Origin of the sequence: Pseudomonas sp. St316, assembly GCF_018325905.1 — a bacterium.
Classification (GTDB): Bacteria; Pseudomonadota; Gammaproteobacteria; order Pseudomonadales; family Pseudomonadaceae; genus Aquipseudomonas.
The window spans coordinates 1,711,255-1,729,958 of record NZ_AP021901.1; the positions used below are offsets into that span (position 1 = coordinate 1,711,255).

18 protein-coding genes and 1 pseudogene are annotated in these 18,704 nt (G+C 61.2%); 5 read left to right on the forward strand and 14 right to left on the reverse strand.

What is annotated here, in order from left to right; genetic code table 11:
* Positions 1-203: 203 nt before the first annotated feature.
* Positions 204-1,546: pseudogene (locus KI237_RS07670) on the reverse strand (EAL domain-containing protein); the annotation flags it as partial.
* Between the two features lie 118 nt (positions 1,547-1,664).
* The gene (locus KI237_RS07675; protein ID WP_212800574.1) at positions 1,665-3,743 is read right to left on the reverse strand and encodes a carboxy terminal-processing peptidase; all 2,079 of its coding nucleotides are present in this window, start codon (positions 3,741-3,743) and stop codon (positions 1,665-1,667) included.
* 139 nt (positions 3,744-3,882) lie between these two features.
* Here KI237_RS07675 and KI237_RS07680 point away from each other — a divergent pair, with 139 nt between their 5' ends.
* The 3 genes from KI237_RS07680 to KI237_RS07690 all read left to right on the forward strand — a co-directional run bounded on the left by KI237_RS07680 (position 3,883) and on the right by KI237_RS07690 (position 6,585).
* Positions 3,883-4,845: a zinc-binding dehydrogenase gene (locus tag KI237_RS07680; protein ID WP_212799435.1), complete on the forward strand. Its 963-nt coding sequence runs from the start codon at positions 3,883-3,885 to the stop codon at positions 4,843-4,845.
* 313 nt (positions 4,846-5,158) lie between these two features.
* Positions 5,159-5,794 (forward strand): DUF1326 domain-containing protein, encoded by a 636-nt coding sequence (locus KI237_RS07685; protein ID WP_212799436.1) that lies wholly within the window; start codon positions 5,159-5,161, stop codon positions 5,792-5,794.
* Positions 5,795-5,796: 2 nt separating this feature from the next.
* Complete coding sequence (locus KI237_RS07690) at positions 5,797-6,585, forward strand: DUF2182 domain-containing protein (protein WP_212799437.1); 789 nt, start codon at positions 5,797-5,799, stop codon at positions 6,583-6,585.
* 30 nt (positions 6,586-6,615) lie between these two features.
* Here the strand turns inward: KI237_RS07690 and KI237_RS07695 are convergent, their stop codons facing one another.
* The 6 genes from KI237_RS07695 to KI237_RS07720 all read right to left on the reverse strand — a co-directional run bounded on the left by KI237_RS07695 (position 6,616) and on the right by KI237_RS07720 (position 12,020).
* Positions 6,616-7,269 carry an HAD family hydrolase gene (locus KI237_RS07695; protein ID WP_212799438.1) on the reverse strand — a complete coding sequence of 218 codons (654 nt, stop codon included), beginning with the start codon at positions 7,267-7,269 and terminating at the stop codon, positions 6,616-6,618.
* 46 nt (positions 7,270-7,315) lie between these two features.
* Positions 7,316-8,305: an ABC transporter ATP-binding protein gene (locus tag KI237_RS07700; protein WP_212799439.1), complete on the reverse strand. Its 990-nt coding sequence runs from the start codon at positions 8,303-8,305 to the stop codon at positions 7,316-7,318.
* Entirely contained in the window at positions 8,302-9,102 is an 801-nt protein-coding gene (locus tag KI237_RS07705) for an ABC transporter permease (protein WP_212799440.1), read from the reverse strand. The genes KI237_RS07700 and KI237_RS07705 overlap by 4 nt, the downstream gene beginning before the upstream one ends.
* A complete protein-coding gene (locus KI237_RS07710; RefSeq protein WP_212800575.1) occupies positions 9,089-9,925 on the reverse strand; it encodes an ABC transporter permease in 837 nt (278 codons plus the stop codon). The genes KI237_RS07705 and KI237_RS07710 overlap by 14 nt, the downstream gene beginning before the upstream one ends.
* Positions 9,926-9,930: 5 nt before the next feature.
* A complete protein-coding gene (locus KI237_RS07715; protein WP_212799441.1) occupies positions 9,931-10,737 on the reverse strand; it encodes an alkaline phosphatase family protein in 807 nt (268 codons plus the stop codon).
* A gap of 215 nt (positions 10,738-10,952) precedes the next feature.
* Positions 10,953-12,020, reverse strand: coding sequence for an ABC transporter substrate-binding protein (locus tag KI237_RS07720; RefSeq protein ID WP_212799442.1), 1,068 nt, complete (start codon positions 12,018-12,020; stop codon positions 10,953-10,955).
* A gap of 349 nt (positions 12,021-12,369) precedes the next feature.
* Here KI237_RS07720 and KI237_RS07725 point away from each other — a divergent pair, with 349 nt between their 5' ends.
* Positions 12,370-13,098: a UTRA domain-containing protein gene (locus tag KI237_RS07725; RefSeq protein ID WP_212799443.1), complete on the forward strand. Its 729-nt coding sequence runs from the start codon at positions 12,370-12,372 to the stop codon at positions 13,096-13,098.
* A gap of 7 nt (positions 13,099-13,105) precedes the next feature.
* Here the strand turns inward: KI237_RS07725 and KI237_RS07730 are convergent, their stop codons facing one another.
* The 6 genes from KI237_RS07730 to minC form a co-directional block, all read right to left on the reverse strand.
* The gene (locus tag KI237_RS07730; protein WP_212799444.1) at positions 13,106-13,288 is read right to left on the reverse strand and encodes a hypothetical protein; all 183 of its coding nucleotides are present in this window, start codon (positions 13,286-13,288) and stop codon (positions 13,106-13,108) included.
* A gap of 151 nt (positions 13,289-13,439) precedes the next feature.
* A complete protein-coding gene (locus KI237_RS07735; RefSeq protein ID WP_212799445.1) occupies positions 13,440-14,729 on the reverse strand; it encodes a M18 family aminopeptidase in 1,290 nt (429 codons plus the stop codon).
* Between the two features lie 167 nt (positions 14,730-14,896).
* A complete protein-coding gene (locus KI237_RS07740; RefSeq protein ID WP_003204542.1) occupies positions 14,897-15,532 on the reverse strand; it encodes an RluA family pseudouridine synthase in 636 nt (211 codons plus the stop codon).
* 104 nt (positions 15,533-15,636) lie between these two features.
* Positions 15,637-15,891, reverse strand: a complete 255-nt coding sequence (gene minE / locus KI237_RS07745) for a cell division topological specificity factor MinE (RefSeq protein ID WP_003179111.1) — start codon at positions 15,889-15,891, stop codon at positions 15,637-15,639.
* Entirely contained in the window at positions 15,891-16,703 is an 813-nt protein-coding gene (gene minD / locus KI237_RS07750) for a septum site-determining protein MinD (RefSeq protein WP_042728954.1), read from the reverse strand. The genes minE and minD overlap by 1 nt, the downstream gene beginning before the upstream one ends.
* 200 nt (positions 16,704-16,903) lie before the next feature.
* Complete coding sequence (minC, locus tag KI237_RS07755; protein ID WP_212799446.1) at positions 16,904-17,641, reverse strand: septum site-determining protein MinC; 738 nt, start codon at positions 17,639-17,641, stop codon at positions 16,904-16,906.
* Between the two features lie 118 nt (positions 17,642-17,759).
* Here minC and KI237_RS07760 point away from each other — a divergent pair, with 118 nt between their 5' ends.
* On the forward strand, positions 17,760-18,692 hold the full coding sequence (locus tag KI237_RS07760) for a lipid A biosynthesis lauroyl acyltransferase (protein WP_212799447.1): 933 nt from the start codon (positions 17,760-17,762) through the stop codon (positions 18,690-18,692).
* The last annotated feature ends 12 nt before the right edge of the window (positions 18,693-18,704 follow it).

Genomic DNA, 18,704 nt, shown 5'->3' on the forward strand with positions numbered 1-18,704 from the left:
AGATCATGAGATTTCAAGCGAGTGCTTGTTCTGGAGGTCAACCTTTCGGTCCCTAGCTTGCTGGCGGGCTTGGTCTATCCATCGCTTCAGATTTTTTATTTCTTCGGCACAAGATCATAGCTCTGCTGAATCAGCCCCGCGACGAGGTGAATCATCTGGTTAGCCGTGTCCGGCTCGTCACGCATTTGTTTGTACAAAACGCTTCCGTTCATCTCGTTGAAGGGTTTGAAACTGTCGATGTCCACGTAGCAAATCACCGACTCCTGCCGTTGTTGCAGCAGGCGCGTGAGGCATTGCTGGATCGGGACGTTGCCCGGCAGCAGGGTCAGGGGTTGGCGTAGCGCGCCTGTTGGATTTTCATTTCGGTGATGAGCTTGAGCACGTCGATTACCCGGCCCAGGCCCAGGTAGCTGCCGTTGAGGGTGATGATGAAGTCTTCTTCGATACGTTGTCGGGCGCGACTGGTGATCAGGCGGCTGACTTGTTGCAGCGACTGGTTCAATTCCACCGCCAGGAAGTCATCGCTCATCAGGCGGCTGATGGGTTTGCGGGCGAAGAGGTCGGTGGCGAAGGGCTTGAGCAAGGCGTCCGAGAGCGAATGGCGATGGACGATGCCGCAGGGCTGCCCTTGATCATCCAGCACTGCCAGGGAGTTGAGGTTGGCCTGGCGACGAAACGCTTCCAGCACGGTGGCTGTCGGTGTGTTGTGGGCCACTGCCGGTTGTTCGTTGAGCAGCGCACTCAGGTCGTTGACCTCATCGATCAACGCCGCCACGCCGCTGTCCTGCTTGGGCATCAGCGCCCGGGCATCGCGTGACGGTTGTTCTTGAGGCCGAGCCAGCAGATAGCCCTGGACCAGGTCGACGCCCATCTCGATCAGCACCGCCAGTTCTTCCGGCAGTTCGATTCCCTCGGCAATCACCTGGGCGCGGGAGGCCCGGGCGATTTTCAGGATCGAGCCGACGAACTCGCGCTTGAGGGCGTCCTGGTGGATACCGTCGATGAAATGCCGGTCGATCTTCACATAATCGGGCCGCAATTCAGACCACAGCCGCAGGCTGGAATAACCGGCGCCCAAGTCGTCCAGGGCAATCGAGAAACCCATCGCACGATAATGATGCAGCGCGGTTTGCAGGAGCTGGAAGTCATCGATGGGGGTTTGTTCGGTCAGTTCGATCACGACCTGGCTGGGGGCAATGCCGAGGTCCTGCAGCAGTTGCAGTGTGCGCCCCGTCTGGTGTGCCGATTCCAGCAGGGATTCGGGCGAGACGTTGAGAAACAGTTTGCCCGGCAGCTTTTGCTCATTGAAGCGCTGGCAGGCGCTGCGGCGACAGGCCAGTTCCAATTCGCTGAGGCGGCCGGCCTGGCGGGCCACGGAGAGCAGCGCGATGGGGGAGTGCAACGGGCTGTTGGAGGGGCCGCGGGTCAAGGCTTCATAACCCACGATGCGCCGTTCGGAAAGACAGATGATCGGTTGGAACAGGCTGTGCAAACCGCTTTGAGCCAGGATCGAACTCAAGGCACTCAGCTGTTCTGTCGTGGTCATGGCAATCTCTGGCGATAAAAAAAGGACTGGGTGCGCGGCACCCAGTCCTGTATTTCACGACAGACTGATGTCAGTTTGATGACACTCCGACGAGCATCACCATTAAATGGCCATCATCCTAGTGTTTGGCGATCGCCGTGTTGAGTTTCAGGTAATCCAGCAGGATCCGCCCGGTCTCGCTCAGGTAGGCATCGTCTTCCGGCTTGGTTTTCTCCGGCTCGGTGATCAGGTCTTCGTCCTCTTTCTTCAGCTCTTTGAGCGGTTCTTCGCCCTTGGCCTTGCGACGCAGGTTTTCCATGGTCAGTTGCTTGGCTTCGATGTCGGCATGCTGCGCGCGACGGTCGGCCTCGTTGAGGGTGACGGTTTTTTCCAACATCAACTTCTGCGCCAGGGCCAGCTTGTCACGGATGAAGACAAACTCCGCGTCCTGGGCCGTACGGACATCGTGCTCGGACTTGAGTTGGGCCAGGAACGGCTTGAACGGGTCCACGGCCGGTTTGATCGCAGGCCGGATGGTGTCCCACGGCATGGCTTCGGGCAGGGCGCTTTCACCGATTTCCTTGGTGTCGATGATCGACGGGTAATCGATGTCAGGCAGCACGCCCTGGTGCTGGGTGCTCTGGCCGGAAACCCGGTAGAACTTCGCCAGGGTCAGTTTCAGTTCGCCGTGGTTGAGCGGCTGGATGGTTTGCACGGTGCCTTTGCCGAAGGTCTGGCCGCCGATGATCAGTGCCCGGTGATAGTCCTGCATGGCGCCGGCGAAAATCTCCGAGGCCGACGCGGACAGGCGATTGACCAGCAAGGCCATCGGCCCTTTGTAGAACGCGCCCGGGTTTTCGTCTTCCAGCACATCCACCCGGCCATCGGCGTTTCGCACGAGCACGGTCGGGCCCTTGTCGATGAACAGGCTGGTCAGCTCAGTGGCTTCCTGCAGGGAGCCGCCGCCGTTGTTGCGCAAGTCGATGACGACGCCGTCGACCTTTTCCTTCTGCAGCTCGGTCAGCAGTTTCTTGACGTCGCGGGTGGTGCTCTTGTAGTCCGGATCCCCGGCGCGGAAGGCCTTGAAGTCCAGGTAGAAGGCCGGGATCTCGATGATGCCGAGCTTGTAGTCCTTGCCGTCCTGCTTGAGGTTGAGGACCGATTTCTTCGCTGCCTGTTCTTCCAGCTTCACCGCTTCACGGGTGATGGACACGATCTTGCTGGTCTGGTCGTTCGGCGCATTGCTGGCCGGGATGACTTCCAGGCGCACCACCGAGCCTTTCGGACCACGGATCAGCTTGACCACTTCGTCCAGGCGCCAGCCGACCACGTCGACCATTTCCTTGCTGCCTTGGGCCACGCCGATGATCTTGTCCGCCGGGCTGACCTGTTTGGTCTTGTCCGCAGGGCCCGCCGGGACCAGGCGCACGATTTTCACCTGGTCGTTGTCGCTCTGCAGCACCGCACCGATGCCTTCCAGGGACAGGCTCATGTTGATGTCGAAGTTTTCCGCGTTATCCGGCGACAGATAATTGGTGTGCGGGTCGTAGGACATGGCGAAGGTGTTGATGTACGCCTGGAAAATGTCTTCGGCGCGGGTCTGGTCCAGGCGCGCCAATTGGTTCTTGTAGCGCTTGGTCAGGGTTTCCTGGATCTGCTTGGGATCCTTGCCGGCGATCTTCATGCGCAGCACTTCGTCCTTGACGCGTTTGCGCCACAGGTCATCGAGTTCGGCTGTGCTTTTGAGCCAAGGGGCGTCCTTGCGGTCGACCAGCAAGGTTTCCTTGGTGTTGAAGTCGATTTTGTCGACGCCTTTGTTCAGCTCGGCAATGGCGTAGTCCAGACGCGCCTTCACGCGGTCCAGGTAGCGCTTGTAGATGGTGAACCCGGCGTTGAGGTCGCCACTTTTGAGGAAGTCGTCGAACTGGGTCTTCCACTTGTCGAATTCAGCGATGTCGCTGGCCAGGAAGTAACTGCGCGACGGATCGAGCAGCTTCAGGTAGCTGTCATAGATGATGACCGAACGCGCGTCATCGAGCGGCGGCTTGCTGTAGTGATGGCGCTTTAGCAACTCGACGACGTTAAGGCTGGCAATCACCTCGTCGCGATCGGGCTGAAGCTTGTCCCAGCTGTTGGCTGCGAACGTATCGTTCGACAGCGGTAACAGGCCGAGGCCAATGACTAGCGCGAGGGCGGTGCTGGGGAACAGGTGCTTCATGCTGATTCGACGCAGGGACAATTGATAACGCATATTAGGCCGTCTTTGAAGTCGCCGGTTCCATGTGGCCCGGGCGCATAATGCAAGAAAGCCCGGCGTTGAAGCAGCGGGCCCAGTCGAGACTCACTATGGAGGCACCGTGAAAGCATTGCAAGGCGTTGAAGGCCAAGTGGTATGGGCAGATGAGCCGAGTCCGACGTGTGATGTCGGGCAAGTTCGTATTCGTGTGGCAGCCGCCGGCCTGAATCGGGCCGATTTGCTGCAAAAAGCCGGACTTTACCCGCCGCCACCCGGCGCTAGCCAAGTGTTGGGGCTGGAGTGCGCCGGGGTCATCAGCGAGGTCGGGCCGGGCTCGTCCTGGCAGGTGGGCGATCGCGTTTGTGCGTTGCTGGCCGGCGGAGGGATGGCCGAGGAAGTGGTGGTCGATGGCCGGCATGTATTGCCGGTGCCGGACGGCTTGTCATTGGCTGAAGCGGCCGCGCTGCCGGAGGTCTACAGCACGGCGTGGCTGAACCTGTTCCAGCTGGCGGCGCTCAAGCCGGGTGAAAAAGTCCTGCTGCACGCTGGCGCCAGTGGGGTCGGCTCGGCCGCGATCCAGCTGTGCAAGGCGTTTGGCAACCCGTGCTGGGTCAGTGTCGGTTCGACCGAACGGCTGGCCTATTGCGAGGCTCTGGGCGCCCAGGGCGGCGTGGTGCGCACCGATGGCCTGGAAGGTTTGAACGACCTCGGTCCCTTCGATGTGATCCTCGATCCGGTGGGCGGCAGCTATGCCAAACTGAACGTGAAACTTTTGTCAGTTGACGGCCGCTGGGTGTTGATCGGCCTGATGGGCGGGCGCTCGACCGAGCTCGATCTGGCCCAGATACTGGGCAAGCGCATCCAATTGCTCGGCTCGACCTTGCGCAGCCGTGACGAGCACTTCAAGGCCGACCTGATCAGCGAGCTGGGCCAACAGGTGTGGCCGCTGTTTGCCGACAAGCGCCTGAGCCCGCAACTGGCCCGGACCTTCGCCATCAAGGACGCCGAAGCGGCGTTTGCGGAACTGGCGACCAACCAGGTGTCCGGGAAGTTGGTATTGCTGATCGACGAGAGCCTGAGCTGACTACGGCTCTGTGCGCGAACCTGTGGGAGCAAAGCTTGCTCGCGATAGCGGTGGATCGGTTTGCATTGATGTTGAATGTGCGGTCGCCATCGCGGGCAAGCCTTGCTCCCACATTGGTTTCGGGTGTTCGCAGGAAGCTACAGTCGCAGATTGTAAGCCTTGGTGTAGGGCCGCAAGTCTGGCGTCTTGCGCCACCGGGCACGCCGACCTTCGGTCGGCAGCCGGTAGCCGATGCGCGTGCCCTGCTAGCGTTAACTAATGGGGGATGGGGTAACCGCAACTTTCATTTCACCGCGAGGTGAAGAGGTTGATCATGGCCATCGCCGAATGGCGCATGCAGGGCGTCGAATTCGTTTCCTGCAACTGCAATTGGGGCTGCCCCTGCCAATTCAATGCGCCACCGACCCGTGGTCACTGCCAGGCGGTGGCGTCGATGCGAGTGGAGCTTGGGTATTTCAATCAGGTGGCGCTGGATGGCTTGTGCTGGGCCGCCACTTTCGCTTGGCCGGGCGCCATCCATGAGGGCAACGGCAGTTGTCAGGTGTTCATCGATGAACGCGCCGACGAGGCGCAGCGCCAGGCCCTGCTGACCATCCTCTCTGGCCTGGAGAGCGACCCTGGGGCCAACGTGTTTCAGGTGTTCAGCAGCACCATGAGTGAAGCGTTCGAACCGCTGTTCGTGCCCATCACCCTGTCCATCGATGTCGATCAACGCTTGGCGCACCTGGACATTCCAGGCGTGCTGCAGGCCAGCGGCGAGCCGATCCGCAGCCCGATCGACGGCTCACCTCATCGAGTCCGCCTGTCCCTGCCCAACGGCTTCGAGTTCCTCGAGGCCGAAGTGGCCAGCGGCAGCTACCAGACGCATTCAGCCCTCAAACTACAATCCCAGGGCAGTCATAGCCACCTTGCCCACGTGCACTTCACCGGTCATGGCATAGAGCCGTAGAGATGGCAGAACCTCAGACGGCGACGCCGAGCAAGCGACTGACAGGCGAGCAGTGGCTGCTTCTGCTCTGCCTGCTCGCGCTGACCGCCCTGGCCTGGCTGCTGCTGTTACGCATGGCCCGCGACATGAGCGCGCCAGGCGGCATGGCTGATACGGCAATGGGCGGCATGCTCATGCCCTGGAGCCTGGCCGATGCGCTGCTGATGTTCGCCATGTGGGTGGTGATGATGGTCGGCATGATGCTGCCCAGCGCCTTGCCCATGCTGTTGATCTACCAGCAGATGCTGCGCAAGCGCATGCCGGCACCACAGCGACACCTGGCCCTGCTGCTGTTTTGCAGCGCCTATGTTCTGGTCTGGGCCGGCTTCGCCCTGGGCGCCACGGCGCTGCAATGGGCGCTTGAGCAGCTCGTGCTGCTGAGTCCGGGGATGCGCGTGAGCAGTACCGCGCTGGGCGCCGGCCTGCTGCTGGTCGCAGGCGTTTATCAGTGGCTGCCAAGCAAGGCGGTCTGCCTTGAGCATTGTCGCGGGCCGCTGCACTTTCTGCTCAGCTACTGGCGCCCCAACGTGCTCGGCGGCTGGCGCATGGGCTTGGCCCATGGCGCTTATTGCCTGGGCTGCTGCTGGGCCCTGATGGGCCTGCTGTTCGTGGTCGGCGTGATGAACCTGCTCTGGGTGGCAGTGATCGGTGCCTTCATCTTGTTGGAGAAAAACCTGCCGCAGGGACTCTGGCTCAGTCGTCTCTGCGGTGTGTTGTTGCTCGGCTGGAGCCTGTGGCTGCTGCTGGGCTGAGTCTGTAGGAGCAAGCTCCCACAGATGGGCCTATTTCCAGGTATGGATCGGCCAGCCAGCTGATTCGGCGTGTGCCCTCAGCACCGGGTCCGGATTGACCACATGGGGATAATCGACCTTGAGCAACAGCGGCAGGTCATTGCGCGAGTCGGAATAGAAACTCGCGCCCTCCAGGTTCTCTTCCTCGGCATCCAGCCAATCCAGCAACCGCGCAATCTTGCCTTCGCGGTAGGTCAGGGTGCCGACGGTCTTGCCGCTGTACACCCCATGGGTCACTTCAAGATTGATCGCCAGGATCTCATCGATGCCCAGGCGTTCGGCGATCGGTTTGACCAGGTGCGTGCCCGAGGCCGAGATCACCAGGATCCGGTCGCCGGCCTTGCGGTGTTCGGCGATGGTCTTGGTGGCGTCGCTGAAGATGATCGGTTCGATGAAGTCCTCCACCCAAGGCCCCACCAAGTGTTCGACTTCTTCCGGTGTGCGGCCAATCATCGGTTCCAGGCTGAAGTCCATGTACTCTTCCATGCTCAGCTTGCCGTGGCTGTAGGCGTCCATCAGCGCGTTGTTGCGCTGCATGAACGACTCGGGGTCGACCCAGCCCAGGCGCCCCATCTGTTCGCTCCAGAGGGTGGCGCAGTCGCCGTGGATCAGGGTTTCGTCCAGATCAAAAATTGCCAGGGCCATCAGCGCGTTTTCCTCTTCAAGATCAGCTTCAAGATCGATAAAGCCATCAGGCTACCTCACACAGCGCCGACGGATCGATGGAAAGTGCCAGGCGGGCGCCATCGGGGTGCAGGTCGGCGGCCGAGCGGTTGAGCACATCCACCACCAGTTCCACGCCACGGGCCTCGACCCGGTAGCGAATCACGTTGCCCAACAGGCTGTGGCTGCGGATCAGCGCATCGGCCTCGCCGCTGCGGCTCAGCTCGATGGCCTCCGGGCGGATGGCGATACGGCCGCTCACCGGCCGTTGCAGCAGTTTGCTGGCGCTGTCGGCATCCAGCAGGTTGTAGTTGCCGATGAAGCCGGCGGCAAAGACATCGACTGGCGCAGTGTAAAGGGTTTCGGCATCGCCGCTTTGTACGATCCTTCCCTGGTTCATCAGGAATATCCGGTCAGACATGGTCAGGGCTTCTTCCTGGTCGTGTGTGACAAAGATCGTGGTCAGGCCCAACTCGCGCTGGATCTGTCGGATCTGTTCGCGCAAGTGCTTGCGAATCCGTGCATCCAGGGCCGACAGCGGTTCGTCCAGCAGCAACAGGCGCGGCCGGGTGACCAGGGAGCGGGCCAGGGCGACGCGCTGGCATTGGCCGCCGGAGAGTTGATGGGGATAGCGGGCGGCAAAATCCTGCAACTCCACCAGGCGCAAGATTTCTTGCACGCGCTTGCGGCTGTCCTCGGCCTCGATCTTTTGCATGCGCAGGCCGAAGGCGACGTTCTGTTCCACGGTCATGTTGGGGAACAAGGCATAGCTCTGGAAGACCATGCCGATCCCACGTTTCTGCGGGCTCAATGGGACGATGTCTTGCCCGTCCAGGATGATCTGGCCGGCATCCACCGCCGTCAGGCCGGCAATGCAGCGCAACAGCGTGGACTTGCCACAACCGGAAGGGCCGAGGAGGGTGACGAATTCACCCTTGCCGATCTGGCAGTTGATGTCGCTGAACACCGGGGTGCCGGCGTAGCTTTTCTGCAGGTGTTGGACGCTGACGTAGCTCATTGGCTTTTGTCCTTGTTCAAGATGTTGGCCGCCCAGGTCAGGACCAGTACGAAGAAGAAGTAGGAAATCACCAGCGCACTGGTGAAGTGACCGCTGCTGTTGCGCATGTTGTTCAGGTACACCTGCAGGGTTTCATAGCGGGTGCCGACGAGGATGTTGGCAAACACGAACTCGCCGAACAGGAACGAGAACGACAGCAACAGCGCCACCATCAGGCCCTTGCGCAGGTTCGGCAACACCACCAGGAACGCGGCCTGGAAGGTGCTGGCACCGAGCAGTTGGGCGGCGTCCATCAGGTCGCGCAGGTTGATGGCTTGCAGGTTGTTGGTGATCGCCCGGTACATGAACGGCAGGGCGACGGTGAAGTAGCAGCCGATCAGGATCCACGGCGTACCCACCATCGCCAGCGGCCCGGAGCCGTAGAGTTGCAGCAGCCCCACCGACGACACCACTGGCGGCACCGCGAAGGGCAGCAGGATGAGGATGTTCATCAGCGCGTCGAGCCTGGGGAAGTGGTAGTGCACCACGAACAGCAACGGCAGGATCAACACCACCGAGAGCACCAGCGCGCCGACGCAGACCAGCAGCGATTGGCCGAAGGCGTGGAGAAAACGCGGATCGCTCCACAACTGCACATACCATTTGAACGTGAAGCCGCTGGGTAGCACGGTGGCCGACCAGCTGCTGGCGATGGAGTAGACGAGCGTGCCGGCCAGGGGCAGCAGCAGGATGGCGAACAGCACGTACACCACCACCCGATGGTAGAGCCCGACGGAGCCCGGTTCAGCGCGAGACATGGTAGCTCCTCTTGAGCAGCAACTGATGGACGATGGTGACCACGGTCATCAACGCCACCAATATCACGGCCAGGGCACTGGCCATGTTCGGGTCGAGGGAAATGTCGCCGGAGACCATGGCGGCGATGCGAATCGGCAGCACGTTGAAGTTGCCGGTGGTCAGCGCATAGACCGTGGCGTAGGCGCCGAGGGCGTTGGCCAGCAGGATCACGAAGGTGCCCAGCAGCGCCGGGGTCAGCACCGGCAAGCCGATGTGTCGCCAGAACTGCCAGCCGTTGGCGCCCAGCAGTTCGGCGGATTCGCGCCAGTCTTCGCGCAGGGCGTCGAAGGCTGGATAGAGCAGCAGCACGCCCAAGGGGATCTGGAAGTAGGTGTAGAGGATGATCAGCCCGGTTTTCGAGTACAGGTTGAAATCCTCGATGATCCCTGCCTGTTTCAGCATGATCGTGATGCTGCCGTTGAACCCGAGCAAAATGATGAAGGCGAAGGCCAGGGGCACGCCGGCAAAGTTGCTGGTCATGTTGGCGAAGGCGTTGACGAAGTTGCGCAGCCGCGAATCCACGCGGCGCAGGGAGTAGCTGCCCAGCACGGCGATGACGATGCCGAACATACTGGACCAGAAGCTGATCTCCAGGCTGTGCTGGATCGCTTGCAGGTAGAACTTGGAACTGAAGATCTTGCTGAAGTTGGCCAGGCCCCAGCCGAACTCTTCCGATTCCAGGCTGTTGACCAGCACCCAGAGCAGCGGGGCGATCTGGAACACGATGAAGAAAATCGCGAAGGGCACCAGGCACAACGCTGCCAGCCATTTGCCGCGCGTCATGGCGTTCACTTGAGTAACTCCTGGCAATAGGGTTTGTCGTGGTCGACGCCGAGCAATTGGCAAATGGTGCCGCACAGTTCGGTCTGCCGGGGTGTGGCCGCGGGATCGAAACTGAAGCCGCTGCCCAGGACAAACAGCGGCACTTCCCGTTCTTCGGCCAGCAGGCCGTTATGGGAGCGATCGTTGTTCATGCCGTGGTCGGACGTCACCAGCACCTGGTAACCGGCGTCTAGCCAGTCTTGCAGGTAAACCGCCAGGTTGACGTCGGCCGAGCGCGCGCTATTGCGGTATTGCGGGGTGTCGAGGCCGTGCTTGTGGCCGGCGTCGTCGATGTTCATCGGGTGCACCAGCAAAAAGTTCGGCAAGTAGCGCTGGCGCAGGTGTTCGGCGTCAGCGAACAGATGGGAATCGGGGTAATGGTCATTCCAATAGAAATGCCCGTGTTGAATCGGCAAGTCGGGGTTGTCGGTGTGACGGTCGCGACCGGCCACGAAGGGTGAAGCGTTATAGAGCTCGCTGACCCAATGATACGCCGCGGCCGCCGTACTCAAGCCGGCCTGGGTGGCGTAGTGGAAAATGCTGCGCTGGTTCGACAGGCGCGAGACGTTGTTGTGCACGATCCCGCTGTCGATGGGCACGACGCCGGTGAGGATGCATTCGTAGAGCGGACGGGACAGGGCGGGCAACTCACATTCCAGTTTGTAGAGGGCCGCGCGTCCTGCGCCGACGTAAGCCTGCAAATGCCCCATGGCATGCCGGGCGACCTCATGGTTGAGACCGTCGAGCACCACCAGGATGACGTTGTGCTTCATGGGTACCGGAACTCCGGACAGATACCAGGAAACTCGGGCTGACCACAGGGCCCAATGTGGGAGCAGGCACTGTGGGAGCAAAGCTTGCTCGCGATGCTGGCGACACGGTGCAACTGTAAGACCGTGTCATCGTTTATCGCGAGCAAGCTTTGCTCCCACAGTGCTTGCTCCCACAATTTGGATCCTCGGTGGATCTCCGAGCGAGAGCTACCGCCTCACTGCATATTGATGATCACGTCTTCCTGCCATTTCTGCGGCAGTGCCTTGGAGGTCTTCTCCCACGCGTCCGCGTCCTTGATCGGGGTCACGCCTTTGTACTGCTCGTTTGGCAGCAGTTTGGCCTGGACCTCTTCCGGCAGTTTCAGGTGCTCGGCGCGGATCGGACGGGCGTTGCCTTTGGCCAGGTTGATCTGGCCGGCGTCGCTGAAGATGTATTCACGAGCCAGTTTGGCGGCGTTCGGGTGCTTGGCGTATTTGTTGATGATGGTGGTGTAGCCGGAGATGACCGAGCCGTCAGACGGGATCAACACGACGTAGTCATCCGGGTTGGCCATCTTGGCCTTGTAGCTCAGGCCGTTGAAGTCCCAGACCACGCCGACTTCGACTTCACCTTTTTCCATCGTGGCGATAGTCGGGTTGGCCATGGACAGGCGCCCTTGCTTGGCGATCTCGGCGAACATCAACAGCGCCGGCTGCAGGTTCTTCTCATCGCCACCGTTGGCCAAGGCGGCTGCCAGCACGCCGTTGGCGGCCTGGGCGGCGGTGCTCACGTCACCAATGGAGACTTTGTACTTGCCGGTCTTCAGGTCAGCCCATTTGGTCGGCACGTCGGAACCGTGCAGCAGTTTCTTGTTGACGATGAAGGCGATGGTGCCGGTGTAGGCCAATGCCCAGTTGCCGTCCTTGTCCTTGGCCCAGGCCGGTACTTGTTCCCAGGTACTTGGCTTGTAGGGTTGGACCACGCCCTGCTTGACCGCGATCGGGCCGAACGCCGCACCGACGTCGCCGATGTCGGCGCTGGCGTTGTCTTTTTCGGCGGCGAACTTGGCGATTTCCTGGGCCGAGCTCATGTCGGTGTCGATGTGTTTCAGGCCGTAGAGCTTGGCCAGGTCGTCCCAGGTGCCTTTCCAGTTTGCCCAGTCATCGGGCATGCCGACGCTGTTCACGGCGCCTTCCGCTTTCGCAGCGGCTTCCAACGTTTTCAGATCGGTGTCAGCGGCCATGGCGGCGGTGCACATGGCAATGGTCGAGCCTAACAGTGATGCCAGGAAAAGCTGTTTCATCCGAAGCTCCTATGGGCGTTTTCAACGCTGCGATTGCGGTTGTGTTGGTCTAGGTCAGCAATACCTGAGCCAATGTAGGCGAGCCCTGTGACATTTTGATGTCGGTGTCGCACGCGGTGGGAAATGCCAGGCTCGGGGACATTGGCTGTGAATTAAGCGTAGACCATGGTTAAACAGCTGATCTGAAAGGACTTGGCCGTTAATTTGCACGCGTGCAAAGCAACCGTTCGGCGGCTTTGTCATCTGCCAGTCATGTGCAGTGCCTAGGCTTGCTGGACCCAGAAGCGGGTCGATGAACCCTCGATCCTGCCCCGAAACAGTGCTGGTCTAGTCCAGATAGGTAACGTTGATGCGCATCGATGCAACCAAAGCGGTGACAGCCATCGGACACGTCCTGCAAGAGCAACTCGACCATGGGTTGCTGGCGCCCGGCAGCAAATTGCCGGCCGAGCGCAAGCTCAGTGAATTGTTCGGGACCACGCGCATTACCGTGCGCGAGGCGTTGTTACAGCTCGAAGCCCAGGGGCAGATTTATCGGGAGGAGCGCCGGGGCTGGTTCGTCTCGCCGCCGCGCCTGGCCTACAACCTGATGCAGCGCAGCCATTTCCACGCCATGGTCGCAGCCCAAGGGCGTGTGCCTTCTACCCAAGTGATCTCGGCGCGCCTGCAACCTGCTTCGGCGGCGGTGTGTGCCTGGTTGCAATTACCGGCGTTGTCCAGCGTGATCCAGATCTGCCGCGTGCGGCGTATCGACGAGCGCCTGGTGCTGTACGTCGAGCACTACCTGAACCCGCAGTATTTTCCGGACATCCTGGGGTTCGACCTCAACCAGTCCATCACCGAGCTGTACGCCCGCCACTACGACCTGCACTACGGACGGGTGAAGTTTGAAATCGTGCCCACCTCGTTACAGCCGGAAGCGGCAGCGGCGTTGAAGGTTTCGGTGGGCAGCCCCGGGCTTCGCATCGCCCGGGTCAACTATGACCAGCATCAGCGGCTGATCGATTGCGACCTGGAGTTCTGGCGACACGATGCGATCCATGTCGGGGTGGACGTGCCGGAGCAACCGCCGGCCTGAGTCAGGTTCAGAGCGACTCGTTGAGCTTGCTCAGGATCTTGAACACCACCGTGGCGAGGATCAACAACATGCCGATCCACATGGCAAAGACCCCGACGTTCTTGTCACGGAAGTTGAAGCCGATGGCCAGCAAGATCATGCCGGCAATGATAGGCACCAGCATGGCGTTGAACGAAGACATCGAAATCATGGCGACAGCCTTGTCGGAGGGACGATAAGGTCAGTCTAGTTGGCGTTTGGCTGGGGTGGGCTGATGTATGTCAGCACACCCCTCAATCCGAGGCGAGCACTGTGTGGGAGCAAGCCTTGCTCCCACACAGTTCATCATGTCTTTGGTGCGGTTATGGCAACTCGCGACTCGCATAGAACGCGCTCAGCACCTTCACCAGATGCGCCAGGTCATGGCTGCCGCACAGTTCGCGGATCGAATGCATGGCGAAGGTTGGCAGGCCGATGTCCACGGTGCGCACCCCCAGCTGGCTGGCGGTGATCGGGCCGATGGTCGAGCCGCAGCCCATGTCACTGCGCACCACGAAGCTTTGCACCGGCACTTCTTCTGCCATGCACAGGTGGCGGAAGAACCCGGCGGTTTCGCTGTTGGTGGCGTAGCGCTGGTTGCTGTTGACCTTGATCACCGGGCCGGCGTTGAGCTTGGGGCCGTGATTGGCGTCGTGCTTGTCGGCATAGTTGGGATGCACGCCGTGGGCGTTGTCCGCCGACACCAGCAGGGATTTCTGAATGGTGCGCACGAACGCCTCACCTTCAGGCAGCAGGCGACGCAGGGTCTGTTCAAGCATCGGGCCGTCGGCGCCACAGGCCGAGCACGAACCGACCTCCTCGTGATCGTTGCACACCAGTACGCAGGTTTCTTCGGTGTCAGCGTTCAGCAAGGCTTGCAGGCCGGCGTAGCACGACAGCAGGTTATCCAGGCGCGCGCCGGCGATGAAGTCGCCGTGCAGGCCAATGACCGCAGCGCTTTGCGTGTCGTAGAAACTCAACTCGTAGTCGAGCACCACGTCGGCATTCTGGCCGTGTTCGCGGGCCAGTTGATCGGTGAGCACGGCTCGGAAATCGACGCGCTCATCACCGGCGAACTGGGCGAGGATCGGCGGCAGTTCATTCTGCGGGTTGATGGTCCAGCCCTGGTTGGCTTCGCGATTGAGGTGGATGGCCAGGTTCGGGATCGTGGCGATCGGCGCCTTGAAATCGATCAACTGGCTTTCGACCTTGCCGTCGCGACGGAAGGTCACGCGCCCGGCCAGGGACAGGTCGCGGTCGAACCACGGCGCCAGCAACGCGCCGCCATAGACTTCCACGCCCAGTTGCCAGAACCCGTGGCGTTGCAGTTCCGGCTGCGGCTTGACCCGCAGGCAGGGGCTGTCGGTGTGGGCGCCGACCAGGCGGATGCCATCGTGCAACGGTGAGTTGCGGCCGAGCTTGAAGGCGATGATCGAGGAGTCGTTGCGTGTGACGTAATAGCGACCGTTGGCCTCGGTGGCCCAGGTCTCGCGTTCGTCAAGACGCTGATAGCCTGCCGCCTCCAGGCGTTTGGCAAGGCTGGCGGTGGCATGAAACGGGGTAGGGGAGGCCTTGAGAAAGTCGATCAGGCCCTGGTTCAACTCTGCGCGCATAAGAAACTCCAGACAGCAATGGGCGGCAGTTTACCGTATTGCTGATGGATGGGGAGGCATCTGTGGGAGCGAGCTTGCTCGCGATAGCGTCAGATCAGCCAACAGGGTGATCGACTGACACACCGCACCGCGAGCAAGCTCGCTCTCACAGGCGCTCATGCGAATTTTCAGAACGGCGCCGGGCACTCGAAGCGCAAGCGTTCGCCGCTTTGCGGATGGGTGAAACTCAGCATGCTGGCGTGCAGGCACAGGCGTGGCCAGGCGGCGAGGGCCTGCGGGTGGGCGTAGAGCCCGTCACCCAGCAGCGGGTGACCGATGGACAGCATGTGCACGCGCAATTGGTGCGAGCGCCCGGTAATCGGCGTGAGTTCGACCCGGCACCAATCGCCGCAACGTTCCAGCACGCGCCAGAAGGTCAGGGCGTGTTTGCCGTGTTCATGGTCTACCACATGCCGAGGTTTGGTCGGCGGGTCGTAGCGCAAGGGCAGGTCGATGCTGCCGCTGTCCAGTTCCGGTTGGCCCCAGCACAGCGCCGTGTAGGCTTTTTCGGTTTCGCGATCATGAAATTGCCGGGACAGTTCACGATGAGTGTCCGGGTCGCGGGCCAGCAGGATGATGCCGGAGGTTTCCCAGTCCAGTCGGTGCACGATTCGCGCTTCCGGATAGCCGTTTTCCTGCAGACGGGTGATCAGGCAGTCCTTGTTGTCGTCGGCCCGGCCGGGCACTGAGAGCAACAGGGTCGGCTTGTCGACCACCAGGACGGCGGCGTCCTGATGAATGATGCGGATGTTGGACAAGGGCATTGAAAACAGTCTCGTTACAAACGCCAACGGCGGCTCGGGCCCTTCTCAAACCCTAAGGGGAAAGAGGAGAAGGACCCGAGCCGCCGTGGCTCCAGCCGGAGCGATCAGCGATCCGGCAGGGTGATGTTGAGTTCCAGGATCGAGCAACTGCCCTGGCTTTCCAGTGCCACGTGCACGTCATCGCTACCGATGTTGACGTATTTGCGGATCACTTCCACCAGTTCCTTCTGCAGGGCTGGCAGGTAGTCAGGGGTGCTGCGTTGGCCGCGTTCGTGCGCCACGATGATCTGTAGACGCTCTTTCGCGACCGAGGCGGTACTGGGCTTTTTGTTGGCACGAAAGAAGTCAAAAAGGTTCATTACCTACCTCCAAACAGGCGCTCGAAGAAACCTTTCTTCGTTACATCGAGGAAACGATGCTCCACGGTCTTGCCCAGCAGGCGATCGACGGCATCGCTGTATGCCTGGCCGGCATCGCTCTGGTCGTCGAGAATCACTGGCACACCGGAGTTGGAGGCCTTGAGTACCGCTTGGGATTCCGGAATGACACCCAGCAGGGTGACGGCGAGGATTTCCTTGACGTCTTCGACGCCGAGCATTTCGCCATCGCTGACCCGTTGCGGGTTGTAGCGGGTCAGCAGCAGGTGTTCCTTGATTGGCTCTTCGCCGTTTTCGGCGCGGCGGGACTTGCTTGCCAGCAGGCCCAGCATGCGGTCGGAGTCACGCACCGACGACACTTCCGGGTTGGTCACGACGATCGCCTCGTCGGCGAAGTACATGGCCAGGTGGGCACCTTTCTCGATACCGGCCGGGGAGTCGCAGACCACGAACTCGAAGTCTTCCTTGAGTTGCATCAGGACTTTTTCCACGCCTTCCTGGGTCAGCGCGTCCTTGTCGCGGGTCTGGCTGGCGGCCAGGACGTAGAGGTTCTCAAGGCGCTTGTCCTTGATCAGGGCCTGTTGCAGGTTCGCTTCGCCGTTGACCACGTTGACGAAGTCATAGACCACGCGACGCTCGCAACCCATGATCAGGTCCAGGTTACGCAGGCCGACGTCGAAGTCGACGATGACTGTCTTGTGGCCGCGCAGAGCGAGGCCGGTACCGATAGCGGCGCTGGTGGTGGTCTTACCCACACCACCCTTGCCGGATGTAACCACGAGAATCTTGGCCAAGGTGTTTCACCCCTAAGGAAAAAGGACTTTTTCAGCCCCTGAAAAACATCTCTGGAAAACTGCTGCAATTGGACAGGCTTGGCTGGAATCGGATGTCGGGCGGGGTCTACCTCCGGTAAACACTGCCTGATCCTTTTTCCTACGTCGTTTAAGCCGTTTTCGCTCGTTTTAGAGATGCTTGGAAAATGCGGCAGTATCCGTTAAAGCCGAATGATGTTCAACACGTCGCCCGACAGGCTGATCTGGACGCCGGCCCCCCACAACGGATCGCGGCGCAAATCCTCGGAGACCTTGTACTGCCCGGCGATGGAGACCAGTTCAGCGCTCAATTGCTGACAGAAGATCCTGGCCTTTGTGTCGCCTTTGACGCCGGCCAGCGCGCGACCGCGCATCGGGCCGTATACATGGATGTTGCCATCGGCCAGAAGTTCCGCCCCCGGGCTGACCGAGGAGACGATGACCAGATCGCCACCCTGGGCGTAAATCTGCTGCCCGCCGCGTACTGGCGAGGTGATGACGCGCGTCGGCTTGATGGTGGGTTCTGGTGGTTTTTCCGGGGCTTTCCTGGCTTCGACCGGGCTCAGTTCCAGCACGCGCTCCCGGGCGCCGGACGGCGGCAGCACCGGAATGTCCACGGCGATGGCGGCGGCGATGTCTTCGATGCGGCTGGCGCGGATCGCCAGGGTACGCAGGCCGTGCTGGCGGCAAACGCGCATCAGGCCTGGCAGGTCCACCGCGCCTTCGCCGGCCGGCAGCTTGTCCAGGGCCAGCACCAGCGGGGCGTTGCTGAAGAAGTTCGGTGCCTGGGCGACTTTGGCCGCCAACTGCCGGTCAAGGCTTTCCAGGTCGTTGCGGGCCAGCTCCAGCACCGTAATGGCGAGCATGCTGCCCTTCAGCTGGAACACGGGATCTTGGTCTAGCGGTTCGGTTTGGCTCATGGTCGGCGTACAACGGCTTGTCACTAAAAGTGCCGAGACTTATAACGAGATCGTCCGCCAGCCGCAACCCGGGTCGAACAATGTAGAATGCGCGGCCCATGTCTTAATGGAAGCTGTAATGGATCGCCCGCGTTTTCGAGCTGCATTTTTTCATCCGCGTTTCTGGCTGCTGTGGTGCGGCCTGGGCCTGTTGTGGCTGATCGTTCAGTTGCCTTATCCGTTATTGCTGCGGGTCGGTCGTGCATTGGGCGCGCTGATGTACCGGGCGGCCGGCGACCGACGGCGCATCGCCCGTCGCAACCTGGAACTGTGTTTCCCGCAAAAGTCCGCCGCCGAACGAAAGCGTCTGCTCAAGGAAAACTTTGCCTCCACTGGCATCGCCTTTTTCGAAATGGCCATGAGTTGGTGGTGGTCGCGTTCGCGCCTGGCGAAACTGGCCCATGTCGAAGGGCTGGAGCATCTCAAGCAGGCCCAGCGCGAGGGCAAGGGCGTGATCCTGATGGCGCTGCATTTCACCACCCTGGAAATCGGCGCGGCCTTGCTCGGCCAGCAGCACACCATCGATGGCATGTACCGCGAGCACAAGAACCCGCTGTTCGACTACATCCAGCGCCGGGGGCGCGAGCGACACAACCTCGACTCGCTGGCGGTGGAACGTGACGACGTGCGCGGCATGCTCAAGCTGCTGCGGGTCGGGCGGGCGATCTGGTATGCGCCGGACCAGGACTACGGCGCCAAGCAGAGCGTCTTCGTGCCGCTGTTCGGCATCCAGGCCGCGACGGTCACCGCCACCAGCAAGTTCGCCCGCCTGGGCAAGGCACTGGTGGTGCCCTTCATCCAGGAACGCCTGGCCGACGGCAGCGGTTATCGCCTGGTGATCCAGGCCCCGCTGACGGATTTCCCGGGCGAGACTGAGCAAGCCGATTGCATCCGCATCAACCAGTGGGTCGAGCAGTCGGTAAGTGATTGTCCCGAGCAATACCTCTGGGCCCACCGGCGCTTCAAGAGCCGTCCGCCGGGCGAGCCGAAGCTGTACGACAAACGTGGTTGAGCCAATATCCAC

Excerpts from the sequence above, each read along its gene's own strand:
- KI237_RS07675 (WP_212800574.1), bottom strand. The coding sequence starts at position 3,743 with ATGAAGCACCTGTTCCCCAGCACCGCCCTCGCGCTAGTCATTGGCCTC.
- KI237_RS07700 (WP_212799439.1), bottom strand. The coding sequence starts at position 8,305 with ATGAGCTACGTCAGCGTCCAACACCTGCAGAAAAGCTACGCCGGCACC.
- KI237_RS07735 (WP_212799445.1), bottom strand. The coding sequence starts at position 14,729 with ATGCGCGCAGAGTTGAACCAGGGCCTGATCGACTTTCTCAAGGCCTCC.
- KI237_RS07760 (WP_212799447.1), top strand. The coding sequence starts at position 17,760 with ATGGATCGCCCGCGTTTTCGAGCTGCATTTTTTCATCCGCGTTTCTGG.
- KI237_RS07740 (WP_003204542.1), bottom strand. The coding sequence starts at position 15,532 with ATGCCCTTGTCCAACATCCGCATCATTCATCAGGACGCCGCCGTCCTG.
- KI237_RS07705 (WP_212799440.1), bottom strand. The coding sequence starts at position 9,102 with ATGTCTCGCGCTGAACCGGGCTCCGTCGGGCTCTACCATCGGGTGGTG.
- KI237_RS07685 (WP_212799436.1), top strand. The coding sequence starts at position 5,159 with ATGGCCATCGCCGAATGGCGCATGCAGGGCGTCGAATTCGTTTCCTGC.
- KI237_RS07695 (WP_212799438.1), bottom strand. The coding sequence starts at position 7,269 with ATGGCCCTGGCAATTTTTGATCTGGACGAAACCCTGATCCACGGCGAC.
- KI237_RS07720 (WP_212799442.1), bottom strand. The coding sequence starts at position 12,020 with ATGAAACAGCTTTTCCTGGCATCACTGTTAGGCTCGACCATTGCCATG.
- KI237_RS07690 (WP_212799437.1), top strand. The coding sequence starts at position 5,797 with ATGGCAGAACCTCAGACGGCGACGCCGAGCAAGCGACTGACAGGCGAG.
- KI237_RS07725 (WP_212799443.1), top strand. The coding sequence starts at position 12,370 with ATGCGCATCGATGCAACCAAAGCGGTGACAGCCATCGGACACGTCCTG.
- minC (WP_212799446.1), bottom strand. The coding sequence starts at position 17,641 with ATGAGCCAAACCGAACCGCTAGACCAAGATCCCGTGTTCCAGCTGAAG.
- KI237_RS07730 (WP_212799444.1), bottom strand. The coding sequence starts at position 13,288 with ATGATTTCGATGTCTTCGTTCAACGCCATGCTGGTGCCTATCATTGCC.
- minE (WP_003179111.1), bottom strand. The coding sequence starts at position 15,891 with ATGAACCTTTTTGACTTCTTTCGTGCCAACAAAAAGCCCAGTACCGCC.
- KI237_RS07715 (WP_212799441.1), bottom strand. The coding sequence starts at position 10,737 with ATGAAGCACAACGTCATCCTGGTGGTGCTCGACGGTCTCAACCATGAG.
- KI237_RS07710 (WP_212800575.1), bottom strand. The coding sequence starts at position 9,925 with ATGACGCGCGGCAAATGGCTGGCAGCGTTGTGCCTGGTGCCCTTCGCG.